Below are 19933 nucleotides of genomic sequence, written 5' to 3' on the forward strand. Positions count from 1 at the left end.
GCTAAGTCCAAGAGTCAGGACCATCGAGTCAGCCGCGAAGGCTTTTGGCGCGGAATCGAGTAGCGGAAGCTACTCTGCAGAGCTTCTCAGGGCGGACCGGTTCATTTTCAATGCACCAGCAAAGACACTCGCCTCCCCGGCAATGACCTCGGCCATTACCTGGCCGCAGATAGGCCCGCTGGCGATACCCCAGGCGTGACCGAGATTGACATAGGCGCCGTCAGCCCGGTCGACGATGGGCAAGTGGTCACTTGTTTCACTTCCCAGACCCGCCCAAAGGCCCGTAACTCCGTACTCAGAAAGCGATGAGTACCTGTCTAAGGTTGTAGACACCATCGCGTTGGTTGCATTGATGCTGATATGCGGATTTAGTGAACCCCGTCCGTCAAAGCTGTTGCCGATGAATATCGACCCGCCCCGGTTTTGGGCGATCGAGTCATCATAGTCAACGAATGAGGAGGAGGACGTTCCGCCCTCGCTCTGTCCATGACCGGAGCCGTTTGGCCGGGAAAATATCGCGGCGTCATAGGTTGGAAGGTCAGTGAGCGCACCACATCCGTAGACGCCACGGGGACCGTGCATTATGGGGTTCAAGCTCGTGTCAATGGGCTGAGTCAGCATCTGGCCGACCCTGGCGGTTCCGATCGGGACATCGATCCCCTCGGCGCGGAGGTTGGTTGACCAAGCGCCCGTTGCCCACACCACCCCTGATGCATGAATCTCGCCCCGGACCGTGCGGACCCCCGTGACGGTTTCGCCATTTCGCAGTGTCGAAAGGACAGACGTATTTTCAAACGTGCGGATCCCGGCTCGAACGCAGGCACTAGCCAGTGCGTTGACGAACTGGACACCATCTATTTGGGAGTCATCGGCACAAAATACGGCGCCCAGAGCGCTTTCTGGAAGGATTGATGAGTGCTTTTGAGCCTCCTCCCGACTGATCATGGTTGCGTCCAATCCGGCTTCCCGCCGATTGGCGGCGTAATCTTCAAGAATCCTGCCCTGTGCGTCGTTTTCGAAGAAAAAGAGGCCGCCTTGATTGCGGTAGTCGAACACGTCACCAAGATCGCTTAGGTATTCCTGATACTTTTCCTTGCCGGCTCTAGCGAGTGACAGTTCGTCTCCAGTGCGTCGGGTCTGCAGCCACAACGAACCCGGGTTTCGTCCGGAAGCGCCGTAGGTGGGGAACCGCTGCTCTACGACGACGACGTCGAATCCCCGCTTGCGCAACTCCCAAGCGGTGCAAAGCCCCACAATTCCTGCTCCTATGACGACAATGTCACCCGTCGCAAGTGTGTCAGCGCTCATGGCAAGATACCTTCTTCCTTGGGCTGTCCTGTGCCCTCTTGGTTAGTCTTCCAGATAGACGAATCCGATAGCAGGATGGGAAGTCCTTGACACATAAACTCCGGAGGCCAAGTCCATGCAACATGACCTGCACGTCAGATGACGCGATGGGCTGTATTTGCCAGCTGTATGGTATTCGAGTCTCTACCCGTGACGTTAGGAGGCCTCCGGCACTGGTGTAATTGTTTTTTGTCCAACGTTCGTCGAACAGCGTTAGAATTCTCACAGGGGGACGGCTAAATTTCTGGTCTAGTCTGGGCGAAAGCGGTAGGCGAGGCCAGCCGCCCGTCCCGGTCTCTTCCCGAAAGAGTTCCTTATGATAGATGATTCGAACTCCATGCCACTTGGAGCTGTTCTAGCGGACTTGGGTCCTGCAGCGAAGCTTGTCGCGGGGGACGCTTCCCAACAGTCTAGGCAGGTACGCGGCGCTGTCGTCTTGCTGAAGCCGGAAGACTTGCCCGCCGACTTGGATGTGGTTGTGATATGTCCAGGCGAGCAGAGCTTCACAGAGTTGGTTGCGGGCCGCCTCGATGGCCCCGGCCGCGTAATCTTTGTCACGGCCGAAGAGCCATCCCTCTCGGAAGGCATCAAAGCTTTAGGGGAGCAGCACATTGTCATCGCTGTTGATCCAGCCCTGAACGTTGCTGCGGTCGTGATGTCGTTTTCGCGGTCGTTGCAGATGCCGGAGGAATCCGTTTCCCGCCGATTGGCCTCCTTGCAGAGAGCACTCAGTCAGGCGATGACTGAAACTGAACCGATAGCGGCGCTACTATCCCGTTTGGCGCACGTATGTAATGCCAACGCCGTCCTTATCGACAGGTTCGGCAAGACTGTCCAAGCAACCGGTCCCGCACCTATGTCGCTTCTGTTTGAAGAGATCGGCCGCACGGCGGCTGACTCCCAGAATGTGGATGTGGACGGATGGCGGGGGGTGGCAGCCAGAATTTCGGCTTCCGACGAGGCTGATTCTCATTTTGGATGGCTCGTCGTCGCCGCTCGGCGCCCGAATTTTCCGGACAGTCATTCAACCTCCGCAACTCACGTTGCAGCAACCTTGGTGGAGGCCAGCCAGCGGATGGCAGTGGCAGCCAGGCAGCAAGAACGGGCCATACGCACTGCCGTGCTTGAAGAGGCGCTGGCGTTGCGCCGCGAGCCTCACAATCCCGAACTTGCGGCCCGAATCGCGGCTTTCGGCCTGTCTTTTGATGAGGAGTTGCGCACTATTGTATTTAGGCCGATTCGACCTGCGGTCGCATCGCGGTCGTTGCCGGCCACTGAGGATCTGTTGGAGATGTTGGGCAAGGCACTTGAGTCGCAGTCCATCGCCTACCTGATGACCGCCAAAGACAAGACAATAATAATAGCTGCGCAGTGCAATGTTCAGGCCTTCCGGCGGGTGATCGTGGCTGAAGATTCCAAGCTCCCTGGCGCCCTCGTAGGAATAGGCCGCAGTGTTCACGCGTTGGGAGACATTTTGGACTCTTACCAGGACGCCCAGTTGGCGGTTCGGACCCTTCGACGCAATTCGCGGGGCCCAAAGGTCATGGCCTACGAAGACTTCAACTACGCGACGAGGCTTTTTGCCGACGTGGGTTTCGACAAGATGATCAAGTGGGCCCAAGAGTTCCTGAAGCCCTTGGAGGGACGGGAACTGCTTGTTGAGGGCCTTCAGACGTACTTCGAACACGCTCAGAACATCAACGCTGCGGCTGACTATCTGGAAATCCACCACAACTCGTTGCGTTACCGGATAGCGAAAGCTGAAGAGATCCTGGGTATCAATTTGAGGGAGCCGGGTGCCGTTTCTTCAGTCTTCTTGGCTCTGACAGCCCTTGAGCTTGGTCGGATTCAGCAGCCGCGGCCCAAATCTTCGGGTGAAGCTGGACGAAGCCGTCGGCCATCCGACGTCGAAGCAAACGATGTCCTGCCATACTCGAGGCCATACGGCGAAAGAGCCGGCGTCGTCCGGGCACCTACACGATAACCGCTGCGGTTGAACCAAGAGCTTGGACGTGGTGAGGGCGATCCAAGCGGTGAAAGACTTAGTGCCAAACGAGTGCTTGCCTTCCCGCTTCGACAGCGACGGGTTGGGCCCCTCCAGGAAGCGATCACTAAGGATCATGACTTGGGCTACGGGCTACGGGCTACGCGCTACGAATGGCGGCATTGCCACACGCATTCAGTGTCGCGGCTCACGACTGAGGCCGGACCAATTCCAGCCTTTAGCGTGGAGAAGGTCCGGCCCGATCGGAGCGTGAGAGAAGCACCGTATTTCATATGGGTAACGTGGTACTTAGAGAGGCAGCAACCGCTAGACCCCGACACTGGCCCCCAGAATGGTGGTCTGCCTTAATGACGATTCGAGCGTGAGGTCGAGAGCGGTTGAAACCCTACTGGTTACTTCCGGAATACTGCCGATTCCCTCCACCTCCGTCAGTATGCCGCGCTCGTTGTAGCGGGAGGTGACAGCGGTTGTCTGGGTGAAATAGAGTTCCATCCTGCTTCTGATGACTTCGGCGGTATCATCCGAGCGGTTTTCGCGGTCAGCCCGCAGGAGTAAGCGCTGTACCAGTTCCTCAGTGTCTGCAGTGAGCTCCAGCACGAGGTCGAGTTCGTAACCCTTGGCTGCCAGGATTTCGTCGAGATAATCTACCTGACCTAGAGTGCGGGGATATCCATCCAACAGAAATCCCTTGTCTGCATCGCTCTTTTCCAGGCGCTCACGAATCATCGCGTTCGTCACCGAATCGGGTACAAATTGCCCTGCATCCAGATACGATTTAGCGGTTTGACCCAAGCGTGTTTCATTTTTGACATTTTCGCGGAAGATATCTCCGGTTGAAATGCTGACGATCCCGAACCTCTGGGCAATGTACGTTGCTTGTGTACCTTTACCGGCCCCGGGGGGACCTATAAGGAGCATTCTGATCACGGGCGCATCCTATCCAGCGGGGTGAAGTCATTCTGAGTGGGTGTGGAAACAGGGGAGGACGACACTCGTGGCGCGGTGTCGTCTCGCCAGCATTTGAAGAGCTCAGAGAGCGTGGGAAACCATACATCGTCAAATGAAGTGACGTGGTCGAGGAACTTCTCCAGCATGACGAGGTTGTGCGCGCGCCCAATTGTCTGCGGGTGTAATGTCCATGTCATCGCGCCACCGACGCAGCGCTCATAGGCGAAATTGAAACTGTCAATCCACCGAGCCAGAACGGTCTCGTTGCTCTGCATGAGCGCGCTTCCCTTGAAGGACTCGAGTTCCGGGAAGTCGTCGAGGAACCAAGAAACGGGGAACTCGAGTACGTTGCTCTCCGGGCCGAAGGTGTTGCCCTCTTCTTGGCTAACGCCGACCACCATCCGCGGCCGGTATGGCTCGAAGTCCCTGCCCATCAGGGACGAGTCCCAGTCGAACTCGAATTGGGCAAGGAGATCGAGGGTGTTGTCGGTGACGTCCAGTGCCGGTGAGCGGTATCCCTGAGGACGTTGACCCAGGAGCTTTTCATGCTGGGCTATTTGCAATTCCAGCAGACGTTCTTCCTCCGCTCGTTCGAGTGCAGGTACATATTCGTGGTAGACACCGTGTGCGCCAATCTCATGGCCGGCCTCGACAATCGCGTCCACGGAGCCCGGGAACGTCTGAATCGTGTGCGTAGGCACGCACCAAGTCGTAGTGATTCCGTAGCGCCGGAAGGCGTCGAGAAGTCGTGGTGCACCAACTTCGGCACCAAATTCTCCTCTGGACATCAAGGATTGGGAGGTTGAGCGAAAAGTGCCCAGCCATACACTCTGGGCATCAAAATCGGGGCTTAAAGAAACAGCAAGCCGTTTGCCTTCTGGTAAGTGAAGAGGCACTACGAGCACCTTTCTATTTCACGCAAGGAGATCACCTTGACAAACTTTATGGAGTACGAGGCCACCTAGACCGGGCGGCGAGAAAGAAGGACGATCCAGTCGCCTTCCTGGCAGATCACGCCGTCCTGGTTCAGAATCTGAACCCGAGTAGTCACAACACCCCGGTCGGGCTTGCTGGCAGACGGCTTGATGCCAATAACTTCTTCACGAACACTCATAGTGTCGCCAATAAAGATCGGGGCACGGAGGATCCAGTTGTCGATCCCCAGGAAGGCTATCGCTGAGCCGTTCTTCCATCCCAGCGCCATTTCCAGCCCAAAGGCGAGTGAAAGTGCGCCGGGACCATGGAACACCCTGGTGCCGAATTGTGTCGTTTTGGCATACTCCTCGTTGGTGTGGAGCGGGTGCATGTCGCCGGACCATGTGGCGAAGGTTACGACGTCGAATTCGGTGACGGTTCGTCCCGCTGAGGTCCACTGCTGTCCAAGATCCAGCTCTTCCAGGTAGCGCACGGCTGACTCATTGGTCGTGCCGAGTAGGTTAGTAGTCAATGTTGTTTCACTTCCGTTTAGTTTCTGGTGCTCTTGTGGCGGTGTAGGCGCCGGAGCTAATAGCGAATGACTCCGTCTACTGGGGCGGTCAGGGACGGCCGGTAGAGGGAGAGTTCGTCGAGGGAGTGGCTGAGGCGGTCGCCTGAGATCAGTTCGGCTACCAGCTTTCCCGTGATCGGGCCGGCCAAGTTGCCGTAGACGTGCCCGGTGGCCAGAACCAGCCCGGGAAGTTCCTCGACCTCGTCAACGATCGGGAGGGAGTCAGCGGTGGCGGGGACGAGGCCGGCCCATGCACGTTCTATACCGAGGGACCTGTAGTTAGGGAAAGTTGTAAGCAAGGAATCGATGGCCAGCTTGAGGCCGGCGGCAGGCATCCTGTCATCGAGTTGGTCGGGGTAGTCCATCGGACAGCCTATGAATAGGTTCCCGTCCTCGGTCTTGGCCACACACTCCATGTGCTCGAGACCAGTTGACTGGTCCTCTGAAGGGGAAGTGAAGTACTCGTCCCTGTAACTGGGCAGATTCCGTATGTGGGCGTATTGCTTTGCCGCAAGCGGACCATTGAGGATTTTATCGAGCTTTTCCTCTACCGGAGCCAGAAGGACAGCACCCAGTCTGTGAGGCTTGATCGGCACCGTTACGCCCTCTGATTCGAGCATCGTAGACCAGACACCACCCGCCCATACGACCTTGTCCGCTGAAACATTGCCGCCGACAGTTCGTACTCCGACTACCTTCGAGCCATTCCTCAGTAGTCCGAGGACCGGTGTGTTTTCATGGATTCGTACTCCAAGCCTTCGGCATTCCTGCGCCAGGGCGCGCACAAACTTCGGTGTCCGAATCTGGCCATCTTCCGGGCTGAATGTTGCTCCAATAACATCGGGGGGCAATATCGGAGCGGCTTCGTGAGCGGCCTGGTCGTCCAGGAGCTCGGCTTTGAAGCCATCAGCGATCCGCGCTTCCACAAATTCCTTGTAGACCCTGCGCTGGTCATCCGTGTAGAAAAACGTCATGGCGCCGTTGCTTCTATATTCGAAAGACGGCCCGAGGATATCTGCAAAGTCGTCGTACAGGGCCCTGCCGGCACGGGTCAGCTCTACGGCGTAGTCTCCGTGGCGGTTCTGCATGTGAAGGAATCCGAGATTTCGCCCGGAAGCTCCGTGACCAAGTTCCCGCTGCTCGAGAAGCACAACATCGTGCCCCTTTGAAGCAAGAAAATAGGCAGTTGATACGCCCACTATTCCGCCGCCTACGACGACCACGCCGGCCTTGTCGAGGTTCATTTTGTCATGTCCTAACTTCGTCTTGATGCAACACGTATAAGGGTGCCGAATAGGGAATTATCGGCGGATCAAGCTGGCTCTTATGCCCGGCCCTGGCTCTTTTCCGTTGTCAACAGCGTGGCCACGTCCCGCCTGTTGATTTTGCCGGTTGTCGAATTCACGGGGAGGGAGTCGACAGCAATGAATTCGTTGGGGACCTTGTAGGACGACAGGCGGGCCGCGGCAAATGCCTTCAGTTCGGCTTCGTCAAGAGGCGCAGGGCCCATGGGGACGACGGCGGCTACCACGCGCTGGCCGTAAACGTCGTCGGGCAGACCAACGACGGCCACTTCTCCAACAGAGGCATGCTGCTGAAGTACCCGCTCAACTTCTGCCGGCGAGATGTTTGTTCCGCCGCGGATGATGACATCTGAGAGCCGCCCAACGACGTAGACGAAACCATCCTCATCCACCCGGACAAGGTCTTTTGTGCGGTACCAGCCGTCCTCAGTAATGACCGTCCGCGTTTGTTCTTCGTCGCGCCAGTAACCGAGCATCAGCCCCGGTCCAGTGGAGTACGCTTCGCCCACCTGTCCGGCTGGAACTTCCGCGCCGTCGGCGTCGAGAACTTTTAGCTTCGAGCGCGGCACAAGCTTGCCTGCCGAGCCGGGCTGGGGAGTTGGATTTGCGATGGGGTCGTAAGTCACCAGGGGCAGGCATTCTGAGGCGCAATACGCATCCAGGACGGGTAGTCCGGTCTGGGCCTCCCAGCGGCCGAACGCGGCTTCGTTCCTGGGCTCTCCGCCAGAGATGCAGAGCCGAAGTGATGGGAAGGCCGGGCGATCCCCTGCTTGGAGTTCGGCGTATTGGGCCAGCTTTCCGAAAGTCGCTGTCACACCGGCCAGGAATGTGGCGGAATGCTCCTCAATGGCCGGAGCTATCATGTCCGGACGGGCCCTACGGACAACAACGACTGTGCCTCCACGAAGCAGTACTGCCAGGGAAGTGCTGGCAAGCCCATAGAGCCATGCCATCGGCAGGCAGATTATTGCCTTGTCTTCGGGGGAAAGATGCCAAACTTCGCCATAGGTGTCCGCGCAGTTGTATATGGCTGTGGCCGAAAGCATGATCGCCTTCGGACGGCTTGTGGTGCCTGATGAGAAACAAATCATGGACAGCGGTTCCCGAAGACCCTCGGGATTCGGTAGCGCGTCGTGCCGAACACTGGTGATGTTGAAGTCAATGATATCGACGATGGGCGCATTTTGTGCAGCAGCAGTGAAGTGCGCAGAGTTTACGCTTTCGGAGATGATTATCAGGGCGGGGTCACTCGTGGCAATCGCGTATTCCAAGTCCTCGGGACCTGAAGAAGGATAGACCGTGACCAGTACGCCGCCACTGCGCCATACCGCCAAGGCCGTGGAAAGATATTCAGCTGAGCTTTCTGCTACGAGGGCTACCCGATATCCCGGCTTCAGCCCGGCCGCAAGTAGTACGGCTGAGCGGTGCTCGATGGATGCCTGGAGATCCTTGTAACTGATGGAGGTGTCGCCGTCGACAATCGCTGTTTTCTCGGGGTACTGATCGGCAATGCTTTGCAGCGCAGAGACACAATCCGTTAGCTCCGGCGACGATGTATTCATATCCGCTCTACTTTCATTGATTACTTGGATGATTCCAATTGGCCCGTTGAGCCGATCTGGTCGAACTCAACGGGCCTTCGGGTTTTGACGTAGTCGATGCTTGTTACTGGCCGGCCGCAAGTTGACGGAGAATTTTCTCTGCTTCTGAGGCCATGTTCTCGACGATCTCGCCAGCAGGCAGAATTTCGTGAACAAGCTGCATGGTCTGGCCTACGGGCATCATCCCGAAGTCCATGTCACCGTCCTGGTAGCCGGTTTCGACACGTGTGCCGGCAACAGCGTACTGTCCGGGGAAGCCTGCGGGTTTTTTGGTCGAAGACTCCCATTCGGAGGTCCATTTGTTCTCGAATGCACGCATTCGCTTACCGCTATATGAGTAGGTGATGGTGCTGTCCTTGAAGGATCCTTCAATCACTCGGTTTTTGAAATTGTCGTGCCCATACGCTTCGGGGCTGGCGATGAAACGCGTTCCCACCCAGACTCCGGCAGCGCCCAGGGCGAGGGAAGCGGCGAGGCCGCGCCCATCTGCAATTCCGCCAGCGGCCAGGACCGGCTGATCCACGACGTCGATAACGGCCGGGACAAGGGTCATCGTGGATGCGTATCCGGTGTGACCACCGGCTTCGGTTCCTTGAGCCACGATGAAATCGACACCCGCAGCGCTGGCTTCCTTGGCCTTGCCGACGGAACCGACGAGCGAGAAGACGGTGATTCCGCGATCCTTACACTCTTTGATGAACCAATCCGGGGTAGCGAACGTCAAAACAACTGCCGAAGGTGCAGCGTCCAGGACAATCTGCACCTGATCTGCGACGGCACCTGGTGTGAGCATGGCCTCAACGCCTGCCAGTTTCTTCTGGTCAGCCCCCGAGAGCGACTGCCACAGCTCGCGTACGGGAGCCCACTGTGCCTCATCCTCAGACGTCAACGAATCCGGCAACAGAAGGTTTACCGCGTACGGTTTGTCGGTTCCGGCTTCGATCTTCTTGATTTCGGCGCGAAGCTCATTGGGCATGAAGCTGACACCGCCCAGGCATCCCAGGCCGCCGGCGTTACTGACCGCGGTCACGAGCTCGGCCTGCGCGACACGGGCCATGCCGGCGGAGCAGATGGGGTATTGGAGGCCCAGGGCTTCTGTCAATGCTGTCTTGATCACTTATACACCTTTCACATCGAAGCCCAGGATCATCCTGGCTTCCGGATAGTTCTTGTTGGTCCCAAGCGGGGGAGTGGGTGGGGTTACTGTTGCTGCTGGGCCGTGTCCTGGGCAGGACTACGTTGCGTTCCAGCCGCCATCGACCTGGATGGTTTGCCCGTTCACATAGCCAGCAGCGTCGGATGCGAGGAACAGCACTACACTCGCCACCTCGGAGGGTTCGCCAGAGCGTTTTGCCGGGATGAGGAAGTCCATGATTTCGGGCGAAACCCCGATGCCGCGCTGCTGTGTTGAAACGAGATCCCCCAAAATCTCCTCGGAAGTCGCGCGAAGGTTTGTCTTGATGACTCCCGGGGCGACTACGTTAGCGGTTACACCGTGCGGGGCAACGTCGATGGCGAGACGACGGGTCAGTCCTTCGATACCTGCCTTGGATGTGACGTAGGAGATACCGTCTGCTGCACCCCTTTGGCCGGCGACAGAGCCGATCGTAATGATGCGGCCGGAGTTCTGCTTCGTCATTACCTGAGCTGCTGCACGGCAGCCGTAGAACGTCCCGGTCAGGTTGACGCCGATGATCTTGGCCCACAACTCCGGCGTTGTCTCGAGCACGTCGGCATAGCCGTCGAAGACTCCCGCGCTGTTGACCATGACATCCAGTTTCCCAGTCTTCTCCACAACCTCGTCCACCAAAGCAGACACCGAGTGATAGTCGCTGACATCTACAACCCTTGTGTGGAGTGAGTCCGGAGAACCGAGTTCTTGCCGGGTCTCCGCTAGACGTTCTTCTGAAAGGTCACTCGCATAGACTTCGTAGTCTGCTTCGACGAATGCTTGGGCAATGGCCCGGCCAATGCCGGAGCCGGATCCGGTGATAATTACGCTTTTGCTTCCCATGCCCTACAAACTACGTTGGGGATCTTCCGAGTGAAACTGTCATCTTCACGGCTTTTTGCTGACGATGTCGTGGAAGCTACAGGAGCCGGGCCGGAGGGTCGGTATCCGTCGGCGCCACTCCAGGACTCGTATCTGATGGATACTACTGGACCCTGCCCGCTGGCTTTTGTACTTTGACCAGACTGGGGTACTTGCCGTTGAAACAATTCCGGTGACGGAACCGGCCTCCTCGTTCTAGTCTCTGCAGATCTCGCCAATTGATTGATCTCTGGAATCCGATGACGACGCAGATCAGCCATAATATTTCGGTGAGCCAAGGCGCCCGGATAAAGAACCAGGCCGCGCGCCGCGGCTATGCCGGCGCTACCCCGGGTCCTCCAGCTGACCGTGCGCTGGGGGACCCGGTGCCAAACATGACCCCAACGGCCTACGGCGCATCTGCGCAGATGCCTCGGTAATTTCTACCCCTAAACGCTACGGCTTCAGAAAATCTCCAATGCCGGGATGGTTCGGTGGATCCTAAAGTTCAAGGACATGGCCTACAAACTATGGAGCTCGGCTCGTCAACTTGCCCAGCACCGCAGGTCACTTTGGAATACATGACGGTTCGGGAGAAACATTGGAAAAGGACACCGCAGACCAGCCCGGGGCTTATTGGTCATCCTCTGTCAGCCAAGTCACTGACACGAATGTTTACGTTCGCGGTTATGACCTCGAGGACCTCATGGGGCAAATCCCCTTCACGGCAGCCATATTTCTCGTGATCCGTGGACGGATCCCCTCGGACCATGAAATCCGGGCCTTGGACGCAGTCCTCAGTGGCATCCTGGATTATGGTCTTGAAAAGCCCGGGACAGTGGCCGCGCGTTTTGCTGTCTCCGCCAACCCGAGCATGGCCATCGGCATGTCGGCCGCCTGTTTGTCTGTCGGGAAGCACACTCTGGCGACTGAGGACAGCGGACGCTTCATCCGTGCAACGCACGCAGAGTTTCTCGGATCTGGCCTCACACTCGAAGCGTTCGCCGAGGAAAAGGTCAACCGCATGCGTGCAGCAAAAGAACGCATCCCAGGCTTGGGGCACCCTGTCTTCAAGGTTGTTGATCCCCGGGCTGAACGGCTCCGGTCGATTGCCCTGCAGGAAGGCTTGTGGGATCAGGCAGCGGAAGTGTACGAGGCCGTGCATAAGGCCTTCACCAAGCTCCCAGGTAAATCGGACATCCCGATAAACGACGTTGGTGTTATGGCCGCGATACTGCTGGGACTGGGCTTCACGCCCGAAGAAGGCACGGGAGTTGCGCTGCTGTCAACTCTCCCTGGCGTTATCGCCCACGTATCTGAGGAACTCTCCTCAGGTAAGCCAATCCGAATCGTCCCTCGAGACTCAGCATCCTATGAGGGGACCACTGGCCGGGATTTTGACGCGGACCGACTCGAAGCCGGCTGGGGCCCTTCGGGGGCCTAGTCGTAAGCGAACAGGAGCAAAGATGAATGCGGGAGCCGGAAATCGCCTGATCCCTTCAGCGACCCGATTCTTTGAGGATCTCCAACCCGGAGACTCGTGGTCTTCTCAAGGGCGAACGATTACAGAGACGGACCTGGTCACCTTCGCCACTTGGTCGGGAGACATGCACCCCCTGCACACCAACCAGGAATACGCGAGTGGCACCCAGTTCGGGGAAAGGATTTTCCACGGCCCGGGGACACTGGCGATCGCTTTTGGCCTGGAAATGGCAATGGGATGGAAGGACGGTTCGGCCATAGCATTTCTGGGCATTCATGAGTGGAACCTCGTCGCACCTGTGCGCATCGGCGACACAATTGCCGTACGGGAAGAAGTAGTAGAGCTCCGGCCTTCTGCGACCAAGTCGGACCGGGGCATTGTGAAGACGAAGCTTCACGTACTCAATCAGCGTGGCGAAGTCTGCCAAGAGGGATTCTGGGTTGTGCTGCTGTATCGGTCGGCGGCTTACACGCCATGAAAACGGAGGACGTGATGAGCAGCGTCATGTGCGAGGATATGGACGCAACGGGACTCCCAGCTCCGCGGCTGGCCGTAAGCGTGGTCCTGATGCGGGATTCAGTGCACGGAGTTGAAGTGTTCGTCCAACGCAGGGCACTCACTATGGATTTTGCTGCCGGTGTTGTCGCATTCCCAGGAGGCAGGGTAGACGCTGTCGACTCCTCGCCATCGGTGCCAAACACAACGCTATTGGATTCACAGGCAAGAGCGTGGAGCCGGACCAGCGTGGGAACCGAAGCATCGTTCGCGCGCCAAGCTACCGCTCGCCTTCTAGCTGCTGCCATCCGAGAAGTTGCAGAAGAATGCGACGTTGTCCTGCAGCCAACAGCCATGGTTCCTTGGGCAAACTGGATCACACCCGAGGGCTTTCCCAAACGTTTCGATACGTTCTTTTTTGTCACTGCCGTAGCGCCGAAACTGGAGCCCAAGCATGTCACGACGGAGGCAACTTCTTCGGAGTGGATATCTGTCCGTAGGCTCCTCCAAGACGAAGCGGCCGGAAGGCTCAAGATGCTGCCTCCAACGCTTGCGATTCTCGATGAGCTTGTAGAAGCGAATACCACCGAGGAAGTGCTATCCGTGAAACGGCCCATTGAGTCGGTGTGCCTTCAGCTTGATGAGATAGAAGACTTTCATCGCCGGCGGCAACAGATGACGAAGGACACCAGAGGGCGGCCTTGAAACACCTTTGCCGACCCTCTGCCGAGACTTCCACCAGAGTTTGCGTGAGGAGATTGGTGGTTTTGCCAGCAAACGTATTTCTCACTACTGCATATCCCGACGTGCGTGCCAGTCTTTGTCGGGACCGAAACTGGAGCCTGATAACGCTATGACTCAAGACGTCCTCTCCACACCGGGCCATGCACCGGTTCTTGCCCGGCTGGAAGCGGCGGGGGTGCTGGCCGAAGAATCGGGCCACCGCATTGCCGCGTATTCCTATGACGCGTCCAACTACCGGGTTCCGCCCATTGCCGTGGTGTTCCCCCGAAGCGTCCAGGACGTCGTTACGACCATGGCCGCATGTCGGGAAACCGGCACGCCGCTGATCAGTCGTGGCGGTGGCACATCCATGGCTGGCAACGCCATCGGCTCCGGCATCGTTCTTGACTTCTCCCGATACATGAACCGCATCATCAGCGTCGACGAGGCTACCAAAACCGCGGACGTCGACCCCGGCGTGGTCCTTTCCCACCTCACGCTTGAGACCGAGAGGGTCACTGGCGGGAGGCTCACGTTCGCGCCGGATCCCTCCTCAAAGAACCGCGCCACCATCGGCGGTTCGCTCGGGAACGACGCGTGCGGTAATCACTCCGTACGCTATGGCCGCACCTCTGATCACGTGTTGGAGATCGACGTCGTCACATCCGAGGGTGCACAGCTAACCGCCACAGCGACCGGTCTTCGCGCGACTGACCCAACCGACGCGTTCTCCATCTCCCGCGCCTTTGAACTGGGGGAGGACCTTAAACAACTCGCCCAGGACAACCTGGCAAGCTTCAGGGTTGAGCTTGGTCGGATCCAGCGCCAGGTCTCCGGTTACCATCTAGGGAATCTCCTGCCTGAAAATGGATTCAACGTGGCACGAGCCCTCGTGGGAACCGAGGGTACTTGCGCGATCGTTGTGCGTGCCCGCATGAAACTCGTCCCCAAGGCCCCCAGCGCGCTGCTCGTGTGCCTCGGCTATGCCGACGTCGTGGACGCCGCGAAGGACATCGAAACCATCCTCGAATTCTCTCCCGCCGCCGTCGAGGGCATTGACGAGGCGATCGTCGACACCATGCGGATGCGTCGAGGCCCCGACTCCGTGCTCGGCCTGCCCGAAGGCAAGGCCTTCCTGTACGTGGACCTTGATGGTGACAACGCCGATGACGTGGCTGCCGAAGCGGACCGGCTCATCGAACGGCTCGCAGCCAACGGCCGTCTCGTGGACGGCCGCGCGGTCGCGGACACCACTGAACGGGCCACCTTGTGGCGGGTCCGTGAAGACGGCGCCGGTTTATCCTCACGTCCAGCCAGCGGCGGGGAGTCGCAGGCCGGCTGGGAAGACTCCGCCGTGGCACCCAAAGACCTTGCCGCGTACCTGGCGGACTTCCGGGAACTACTGGACGAATATGGCCTGACCGGCATCATGTACGGGCACTTCGGTGCCGGCTGCATGCACATCCGCATCACTTACGACCTGCGCAGCGACGAAGGCCGGACCGTGTTCAGCAAGTTCACGCAGGCCGCCGCTGAACTCGTTGTCCGGCACGGCGGGTCGCTCTCCGGCGAGCACGGCGACGGGCGCGCCCGCTCGGCTCTGTTGCCGGTGATGTACTCGCCGGAAATGATCGCGGCGTTCGGCACCTACCGGAAGCTGTGGGATTCTGTCGGGCTTTTGAACCCCGGCTCCATCACCGAGCCCGATGCCTTCGAGGACAACCTCGCGCTCGAAGGGATCCCGGACCGCGAGTGGCGGACCCACTTTGAGCTTCGGCCCGTTGAGGCAAAGGCTGCCGGGGCTGACCCGTGGGTCCACGCTGTTCAGTCCTGCATTGGCGTAGGCAGGTGTCGGTCCGATGCCGGAGGCGTCATGTGCCCGAGCTACCGTGCCACCGGCGACGAAAAGGACTCAACGCGCGGCCGCTCCCGTGCTCTGCAGGACATGGTCCGCGGTGCAAAAAACATCGACGAAGGGTGGAAGTCCGAGGACGTTCGGGAGACGCTGGATCTCTGCCTGGCCTGCAAGGCCTGCTCCAACGACTGCCCCGCCGGGGTGGACATGGCCACGTACAAATCGGAGTTCTTCTCCCACTACTACGAGGGCAAACTGCGCCCCATGTCGCACTTCTCCCTCGGATGGTTGCCGCGCTGGCTGAAGCTGACCACCCTGATCAGCCCGTTGGTGAACCTGGTCCTGGCCAGCCCGCTGGGCAAGGTCGTGGCCGCAGCAGGCGGACTGACGACCCACCGGAAGATGCCGAAGTTCGCGTCCCGGGCCATGCTCCACAAAGAGATGGCACCCTTCGCCAACCCGTCAACCCCGGCAGATGCCGTCCTGTTCATCGATTCGTTCACCAAGGGTTTCAGGCCCGAAGTTGCCGGTTCAGCCGCCCGGGTCATGGAAAGCACAGGACGCACCGTCGGCTGCGAATCCGACGCTTGCTGCGGCCTGACCTGGATCTCCACCGGCCAGCTGGAGACTGCCAAGAAGCTCATGGGCAAAGCGGTCACGAAGCTTGACGACGGCACCGAGACACCCATCGTGGTCATTGAACCGAGCTGCGCGGCGGCGTTGAAAAAGGACGCCCCCGAACTGCTCGGCACCGAAGCCGCCGAACGCGTCTCCCGCAGGATCCGCAGCTTCGCCGAAGCCGTGAAGGAATGGGTCGACGGCGGCTGGACGCCACCCGCCGTACCGGCGAAGGTCACCGTGCAAACCCACTGCCACGAATACTCCACCTTCGGGGCAACCGTCCAACGCAAAGCCCTGGCCGCCCTCGGCGTCGCCAACGTCAACGAAGCCACCGGCTGCTGTGGAGTCGCCGGGAACTTCGGCTTCGAAGCCAGCCACTACGACATCTCCATGAAGGTCGCCGAACAAGCCCTCGCCCCTGCACTGGCCAAAACAGCCTCGGACGTCCCCGTCCTCGCCGACGGCTTCAGCTGCGCCATGCAGGTCAAACAGCTTGAGCCGGATCGCAAGAGCCTGCATTTGGCCGAGTTACTTGACCAACGTCCACCTAGCGGTGAAATGCAATGAAGCGTAACGAGGAAGCTCCAAGCTTTTCTGCCGTAGCCGAACCCGGCACCCAATGCCTGCCTCTCTTCTTTGACCCGTTGGAAGAGGTGACAGGACAGCGCTCCATTCGGCGACCACAAGCGGCATCTGCAGACTCCTTGAAGTCGACCCCCCAACGGCCACGATCGGGAAAACGGCCCCGCGGCAGGTCGCTTGACCGAAGGGCCATGCTCGAGATGGTCGTCCATGACCTGCATGCCCTCGGTGTTCTGAGCAAGACCACGCGTAAAATTTAAGGAGGCCTTTTTCAGCATGGAAGAGCAATCAGCTTGATCAAGTACGTTGTATATTCGAGGAATGACAGACCAGAAGAAAATCACGCGCTCGTTCTTCGAGACGCTGCACCCTGTACTGAACCGCTTGAACATGGAGCGGACCCTTTCGCCCGGAAAACTGGGCGTTCTCCGGAATCTGTCTGAGCATGGGCGCGCGACCACCTCGGAACTAGCTGTGGCTGGACAGGTCAGCCCCCAGGGCATTTCACTCGCTGTCCGTGAGCTGGAACGGATGCAGCTGGTGACGCGCACTCCTGACAACTTGGATCGTCGCCGGGTCTGGATCCAATTAACAGACCAAGGCAGCCGAAAGCTCGCTGAGGAAGTGTCTGTCGGGTATGGCTGGCTTGACCGGGCAGTCACGGATCGCTTGACGCAGGAAGACTGCAAGGCACTCGAGGCAGTCATCCCCGTTCTCAGGAAGCTGGCGTTGGAGGCCAAAAGCGACTGAACTCGTCGAGTTATCCGGAAGTTCTTTGAACGGTGCTAGGAGAATTGCGTTGATATCAACCCGCGTCCCAGTTGAAGTAGAGGACCCGACGAGTGTGCAAGCAGCCATTGAGGGCCGTTTCTCTTGCCGGGCGTTCCTGCCCCACAAAGCTGTTGCCCGAAAGGACATTGAAGAGATACTCCGCATCGCAAGCCAAGCAGCGTCAGGTACGAATACACAACCCTGGAAGGTCTATGTGCTTCAGGGCGAACGGCGGGACGCCCTCGTCAATGAGGTCTGCGCGGTGGACGACGCAGTCTATGCCGATCCTGGCCTGGCGGAAAAGTATCGCGAGAAGATCGACTACTACCCGGCAGAATGGGTTTCTCCGTACCTTGAGCGGCGGCGTCAGAATGGCTGGAGCTTGTATGGTCTTCTCGGCATCGCCAGGGGCGAAAAGAAGAAGATGCACGCCCAGCTGCAGCGCAACTATCATTTCTTCGATGCTCCAGTGGGGCTGATGTTCACGGTCGATCGGGTGTTGGGGCGAGGCTCACTTATCGACTACGGCATGTTCCTGCAGAACATAATGCTCATGGCGCGGGCTCGGGGCCTGCACACCTGCCCTCAAGTGGCATGGAACCACTATGCGAGGACCATTATGCCCATCATTGAAGCCGGTGCAGACGAGACGCTTGTCTGCGGGATGTCCCTTGGCTACGCCGATGAATCAGCCCCAGTGAACACACTGGTTACGCCGCGGGAGACGGTGGATAGTTTCACGCGCTGGGTCTGAAACCCGACAAAAGCCAAAGTCAGTCCTACTGCGCCGCATAGCGCGCAATAGGACTGACTTCTGACTTCACTTACGCGTCGGAAGGTTTCTAGTCCTCCGGAACGACGGGGAGCTCGACGTATGACTGACGTATAGCGTCGTGGTAGAGCCGCTGCTGCGCGGTGACGAACTCCGTCCCCCTCTGGTCACCCGTGTTGAGGTTTCGGTCCCACCGAGGGAAGCAACTGTTGGTGACCTGTACCCTGATCCTGTGACCCGCCAGGAACACGTTGCTGGTTGACCAAAGATCGATCTCGATCTCCTGGGGCTCATTTGCACCGCTGTCCAGGCGGAGGATTCCGTCGGTCAGGTTTAGGGAACGTCCGTCGGGGTCAACATCGCATAGGCGCGCGACCCAGTCGGTCGATGGCGCGGAGCTTTTCACGTGCAGCTTCACTCGGATCCGGCCCGTCACCTCAAGATCCTCCTCGAGGACTTCTGAGGTGAAGACGAGTACGTCGTCCCGCGCCTCGATAGGCGTTTGGTCGACGGGGCCCCTTCCGGGGCCGAGACCGACCGTCCCACCCCACGTGGGCACAGGGTCGGCGGGGTCGTAGTTAACCTCACTTGGACGGCTGTCCTGGGGCTTGGCCGTGCTCAGGCCGCCGCCAGCGTGCAGGTGCCACCGTTCGGTGCGGGCGCGTTCGAGCGGCCAGCTCTCCTCGTCGCGCCATGCGTTGCGTCCCATAACAAAGATCCGCACCGGTGCTGTGCGTTTCACCTGCACGTCACCGGCGACGTGGCGCCGCAAGAACGCTAACACCTCGGCACTCCAGCTTCCATGCGGATGCACCGCTGCGTCCCGCGATGACGCCGCACCGAAGTCGAGCGCCCCGATCACGTTTCCGAAGTCTGTATGTGTCCACGGGCCGACCAGGAGCTGCGACTCGAGACCGAGGTCGCGCATCGTCGTGAAGGCATCCAGGGTTCCCTGCACGCAGCTGTCGAACCAGCCACCCGTGTGAAAACTCGGGACCTTTACGCGCGCATGCCGACCCGCGACGCGCATGTGCTGAGTGGCCTCGACATCGTCGGCGTCACCCGGGTCGACGAACCTCGGCAGTCCGTTCCGGTGGATGACTGGCAGATCAGCAACCGGGAGACCCCAGTAGCCCGTCGTCTCGAGATTCTCCATATCTTCCGTCAGCGCGGCGACGCGATCCGCCAGATCGGCATCGCTCAAGCCCTGGCGCGACAACCAGTCGAAGCCGGCAGCCATCGACCACGCCGTGATGACCGAGATCTGTGTGGCACCCCCGCGAGCCACCAACGCTTCGCGCGGCTCCGACCAGGTCATCAATGGCGTGATCGCTTTTAGCGCCGGTGGTTGCTCAATGGCGGCACGCCACTGGGTATGCCCGCAATAGCTGCCGCCCACCATGCCCACGCTGCCGTTCGCACCCGGCAGCTCGGCGGCCCACTCAACGGTGTCGGCTCCGTCTTGCCCCTCGTGTCGCAGCGGCTCCCAGACACCCTCAGAGGCGTATCGGCCCCGGACGTCCTGGATGACCATGATGAACCCATTGCGGCACACCTCTTCGGCAGAGAAGCCGTTCCACGCGTTCTCTGCCGCATTAGCCTTGTCGTAAGGGGTCCTCACGACCAAGGTCGGCCACGGACCCTCTCCAAGAGGCCGGTACACATCAGCCCGCAGGACGACGCCGTCGCGCATCCGCGCAGGGACGTCGAGGTCTACCTGCACTGATGTTGGCGCGTCAGTGTCCGGGTTCATTACCTTCGTTTCTACTGCTTTCGTGTCCTGGCTCATTTGTCTTCAACCTGGTCGCGGAAGATCCATCGGAGCGTCTCGGGAAACACCGCGCCGGCGTGCCCGAGGGTGTGCCCGGCCGTTCCGAACACGAACATCGAATCGTAGCGGCGATACTT

General features: G+C 59.3%; 16 protein-coding genes. 7 read left to right on the plus strand and 9 right to left on the minus strand.

Going from position 1 to position 19933, the window contains the following annotated elements; all coding sequences use genetic code 11:
- Positions 1-69: 69 nt before the first annotated feature.
- Positions 70-1308, minus strand: coding sequence for an NAD(P)/FAD-dependent oxidoreductase (locus ACFX4T_RS23435; RefSeq protein ID WP_377654566.1), 1239 nt, complete (start codon positions 1306-1308; stop codon positions 70-72).
- Positions 1309-2086: 778 nt separating this feature from the next.
- On the opposite strand from ACFX4T_RS23435, the gene ACFX4T_RS23440 reads away from it, so the two are divergent.
- A complete protein-coding gene (locus ACFX4T_RS23440; RefSeq protein ID WP_377654568.1) occupies positions 2087-3331 on the plus strand; it encodes a PucR family transcriptional regulator in 1245 nt (414 codons plus the stop codon).
- Between the two features lie 327 nt (positions 3332-3658).
- Here ACFX4T_RS23440 and ACFX4T_RS23445 read toward each other — a convergent pair whose 3' ends face one another.
- From ACFX4T_RS23445 to ACFX4T_RS23475, 7 genes are all read right to left on the minus strand, one after another.
- On the minus strand, positions 3659-4270 hold the full coding sequence (locus ACFX4T_RS23445) for an adenylate kinase (protein WP_377654598.1): 612 nt from the start codon (positions 4268-4270) through the stop codon (positions 3659-3661).
- 5 nt (positions 4271-4275) lie between these two features.
- Positions 4276-5088: a polysaccharide deacetylase family protein gene (locus ACFX4T_RS23450; RefSeq protein ID WP_377654570.1), complete on the minus strand. Its 813-nt coding sequence runs from the start codon at positions 5086-5088 to the stop codon at positions 4276-4278.
- 173 nt (positions 5089-5261) lie between these two features.
- Positions 5262-5747, minus strand: coding sequence for a MaoC/PaaZ C-terminal domain-containing protein (locus ACFX4T_RS23455; RefSeq protein WP_377654572.1), 486 nt, complete (start codon positions 5745-5747; stop codon positions 5262-5264).
- Positions 5748-5803: 56 nt separating this feature from the next.
- Positions 5804-7030: an NAD(P)/FAD-dependent oxidoreductase gene (locus ACFX4T_RS23460; RefSeq protein WP_377654574.1), complete on the minus strand. Its 1227-nt coding sequence runs from the start codon at positions 7028-7030 to the stop codon at positions 5804-5806.
- Positions 7031-7110: 80 nt separating this feature from the next.
- Positions 7111-8652: a class I adenylate-forming enzyme family protein gene (locus tag ACFX4T_RS23465; RefSeq protein WP_377654576.1), complete on the minus strand. Its 1542-nt coding sequence runs from the start codon at positions 8650-8652 to the stop codon at positions 7111-7113.
- Between the two features lie 103 nt (positions 8653-8755).
- On the minus strand, positions 8756-9808 hold the full coding sequence (locus tag ACFX4T_RS23470; protein WP_377654578.1) for an NAD(P)H-dependent flavin oxidoreductase: 1053 nt from the start codon (positions 9806-9808) through the stop codon (positions 8756-8758).
- A 117-nt stretch (positions 9809-9925) separates the two neighbouring features.
- Positions 9926-10705, minus strand: coding sequence for an SDR family NAD(P)-dependent oxidoreductase (locus tag ACFX4T_RS23475; protein ID WP_377654580.1), 780 nt, complete (start codon positions 10703-10705; stop codon positions 9926-9928).
- Positions 10706-11324: 619 nt separating this feature from the next.
- Here ACFX4T_RS23475 and ACFX4T_RS23480 point away from each other — a divergent pair.
- From ACFX4T_RS23480 to ACFX4T_RS23505, 6 genes are all read left to right on the plus strand, one after another.
- Positions 11325-12167: a citryl-CoA lyase gene (locus tag ACFX4T_RS23480; RefSeq protein WP_377654582.1), complete on the plus strand. Its 843-nt coding sequence runs from the start codon at positions 11325-11327 to the stop codon at positions 12165-12167.
- Positions 12168-12189: 22 nt separating this feature from the next.
- Complete coding sequence (locus ACFX4T_RS23485) at positions 12190-12684, plus strand: MaoC/PaaZ C-terminal domain-containing protein (RefSeq protein WP_377654584.1); 495 nt, start codon at positions 12190-12192, stop codon at positions 12682-12684.
- A gap of 14 nt (positions 12685-12698) precedes the next feature.
- The gene (locus tag ACFX4T_RS23490; protein WP_377654586.1) at positions 12699-13406 is read left to right on the plus strand and encodes an NUDIX hydrolase; all 708 of its coding nucleotides are present in this window, start codon (positions 12699-12701) and stop codon (positions 13404-13406) included.
- A 148-nt stretch (positions 13407-13554) separates the two neighbouring features.
- Complete coding sequence (locus ACFX4T_RS23495; protein ID WP_377654588.1) at positions 13555-16467, plus strand: FAD-binding and (Fe-S)-binding domain-containing protein; 2913 nt, start codon at positions 13555-13557, stop codon at positions 16465-16467.
- 336 nt (positions 16468-16803) lie between these two features.
- Complete coding sequence (locus tag ACFX4T_RS23500) at positions 16804-17232, plus strand: MarR family winged helix-turn-helix transcriptional regulator (RefSeq protein WP_377654590.1); 429 nt, start codon at positions 16804-16806, stop codon at positions 17230-17232.
- A gap of 49 nt (positions 17233-17281) precedes the next feature.
- Positions 17282-18007 carry a nitroreductase gene (locus tag ACFX4T_RS23505; RefSeq protein WP_377654592.1) on the plus strand — a complete coding sequence of 242 codons (726 nt, stop codon included), beginning with the start codon at positions 17282-17284 and terminating at the stop codon, positions 18005-18007.
- Positions 18008-18095: 88 nt separating this feature from the next.
- Here ACFX4T_RS23505 and ACFX4T_RS23510 read toward each other — a convergent pair whose 3' ends face one another.
- Entirely contained in the window at positions 18096-19814 is a 1719-nt protein-coding gene (locus ACFX4T_RS23510; RefSeq protein WP_377654594.1) for a CocE/NonD family hydrolase, read from the minus strand.
- Positions 19815-19933: the final 119 nt, after the last annotated feature.

Source organism: Paenarthrobacter sp. YIM B13468, from assembly GCF_042788025.1.
GTDB lineage: Bacteria > Actinomycetota > Actinomycetes > Actinomycetales > Micrococcaceae > Arthrobacter > Arthrobacter aromaticivorans.

What these genes read in the sequence shown, in the direction of transcription:
- ACFX4T_RS23435 (WP_377654566.1), bottom strand. Translation starts at nt 1,308, where the DNA reads ATGAGCGCTGACACACTTGCGACGGGTGACATTGTCGTCATAGGAGCA.
- ACFX4T_RS23440 (WP_377654568.1), top strand. Translation starts at nt 2,087, where the DNA reads ATGACTGAAACTGAACCGATAGCGGCGCTACTATCCCGTTTGGCGCAC.
- ACFX4T_RS23445 (WP_377654598.1), bottom strand. Translation starts at nt 4,270, where the DNA reads ATGCTCCTTATAGGTCCCCCCGGGGCCGGTAAAGGTACACAAGCAACG.
- ACFX4T_RS23450 (WP_377654570.1), bottom strand. Translation starts at nt 5,088, where the DNA reads ATGTCCAGAGGAGAATTTGGTGCCGAAGTTGGTGCACCACGACTTCTC.
- ACFX4T_RS23460 (WP_377654574.1), bottom strand. Translation starts at nt 7,030, where the DNA reads ATGAACCTCGACAAGGCCGGCGTGGTCGTCGTAGGCGGCGGAATAGTG.
- ACFX4T_RS23465 (WP_377654576.1), bottom strand. Translation starts at nt 8,652, where the DNA reads ATGAATACATCGTCGCCGGAGCTAACGGATTGTGTCTCTGCGCTGCAA.
- ACFX4T_RS23475 (WP_377654580.1), bottom strand. Translation starts at nt 10,705, where the DNA reads ATGGGAAGCAAAAGCGTAATTATCACCGGATCCGGCTCCGGCATTGGC.
- ACFX4T_RS23485 (WP_377654584.1), top strand. Translation starts at nt 12,190, where the DNA reads ATGAATGCGGGAGCCGGAAATCGCCTGATCCCTTCAGCGACCCGATTC.
- ACFX4T_RS23490 (WP_377654586.1), top strand. Translation starts at nt 12,699, where the DNA reads ATGAGCAGCGTCATGTGCGAGGATATGGACGCAACGGGACTCCCAGCT.
- ACFX4T_RS23495 (WP_377654588.1), top strand. Translation starts at nt 13,555, where the DNA reads ATGACTCAAGACGTCCTCTCCACACCGGGCCATGCACCGGTTCTTGCC.
- ACFX4T_RS23500 (WP_377654590.1), top strand. Translation starts at nt 16,804, where the DNA reads ATGACAGACCAGAAGAAAATCACGCGCTCGTTCTTCGAGACGCTGCAC.
- ACFX4T_RS23510 (WP_377654594.1), bottom strand. Translation starts at nt 19,814, where the DNA reads ATGAGCCAGGACACGAAAGCAGTAGAAACGAAGGTAATGAACCCGGAC.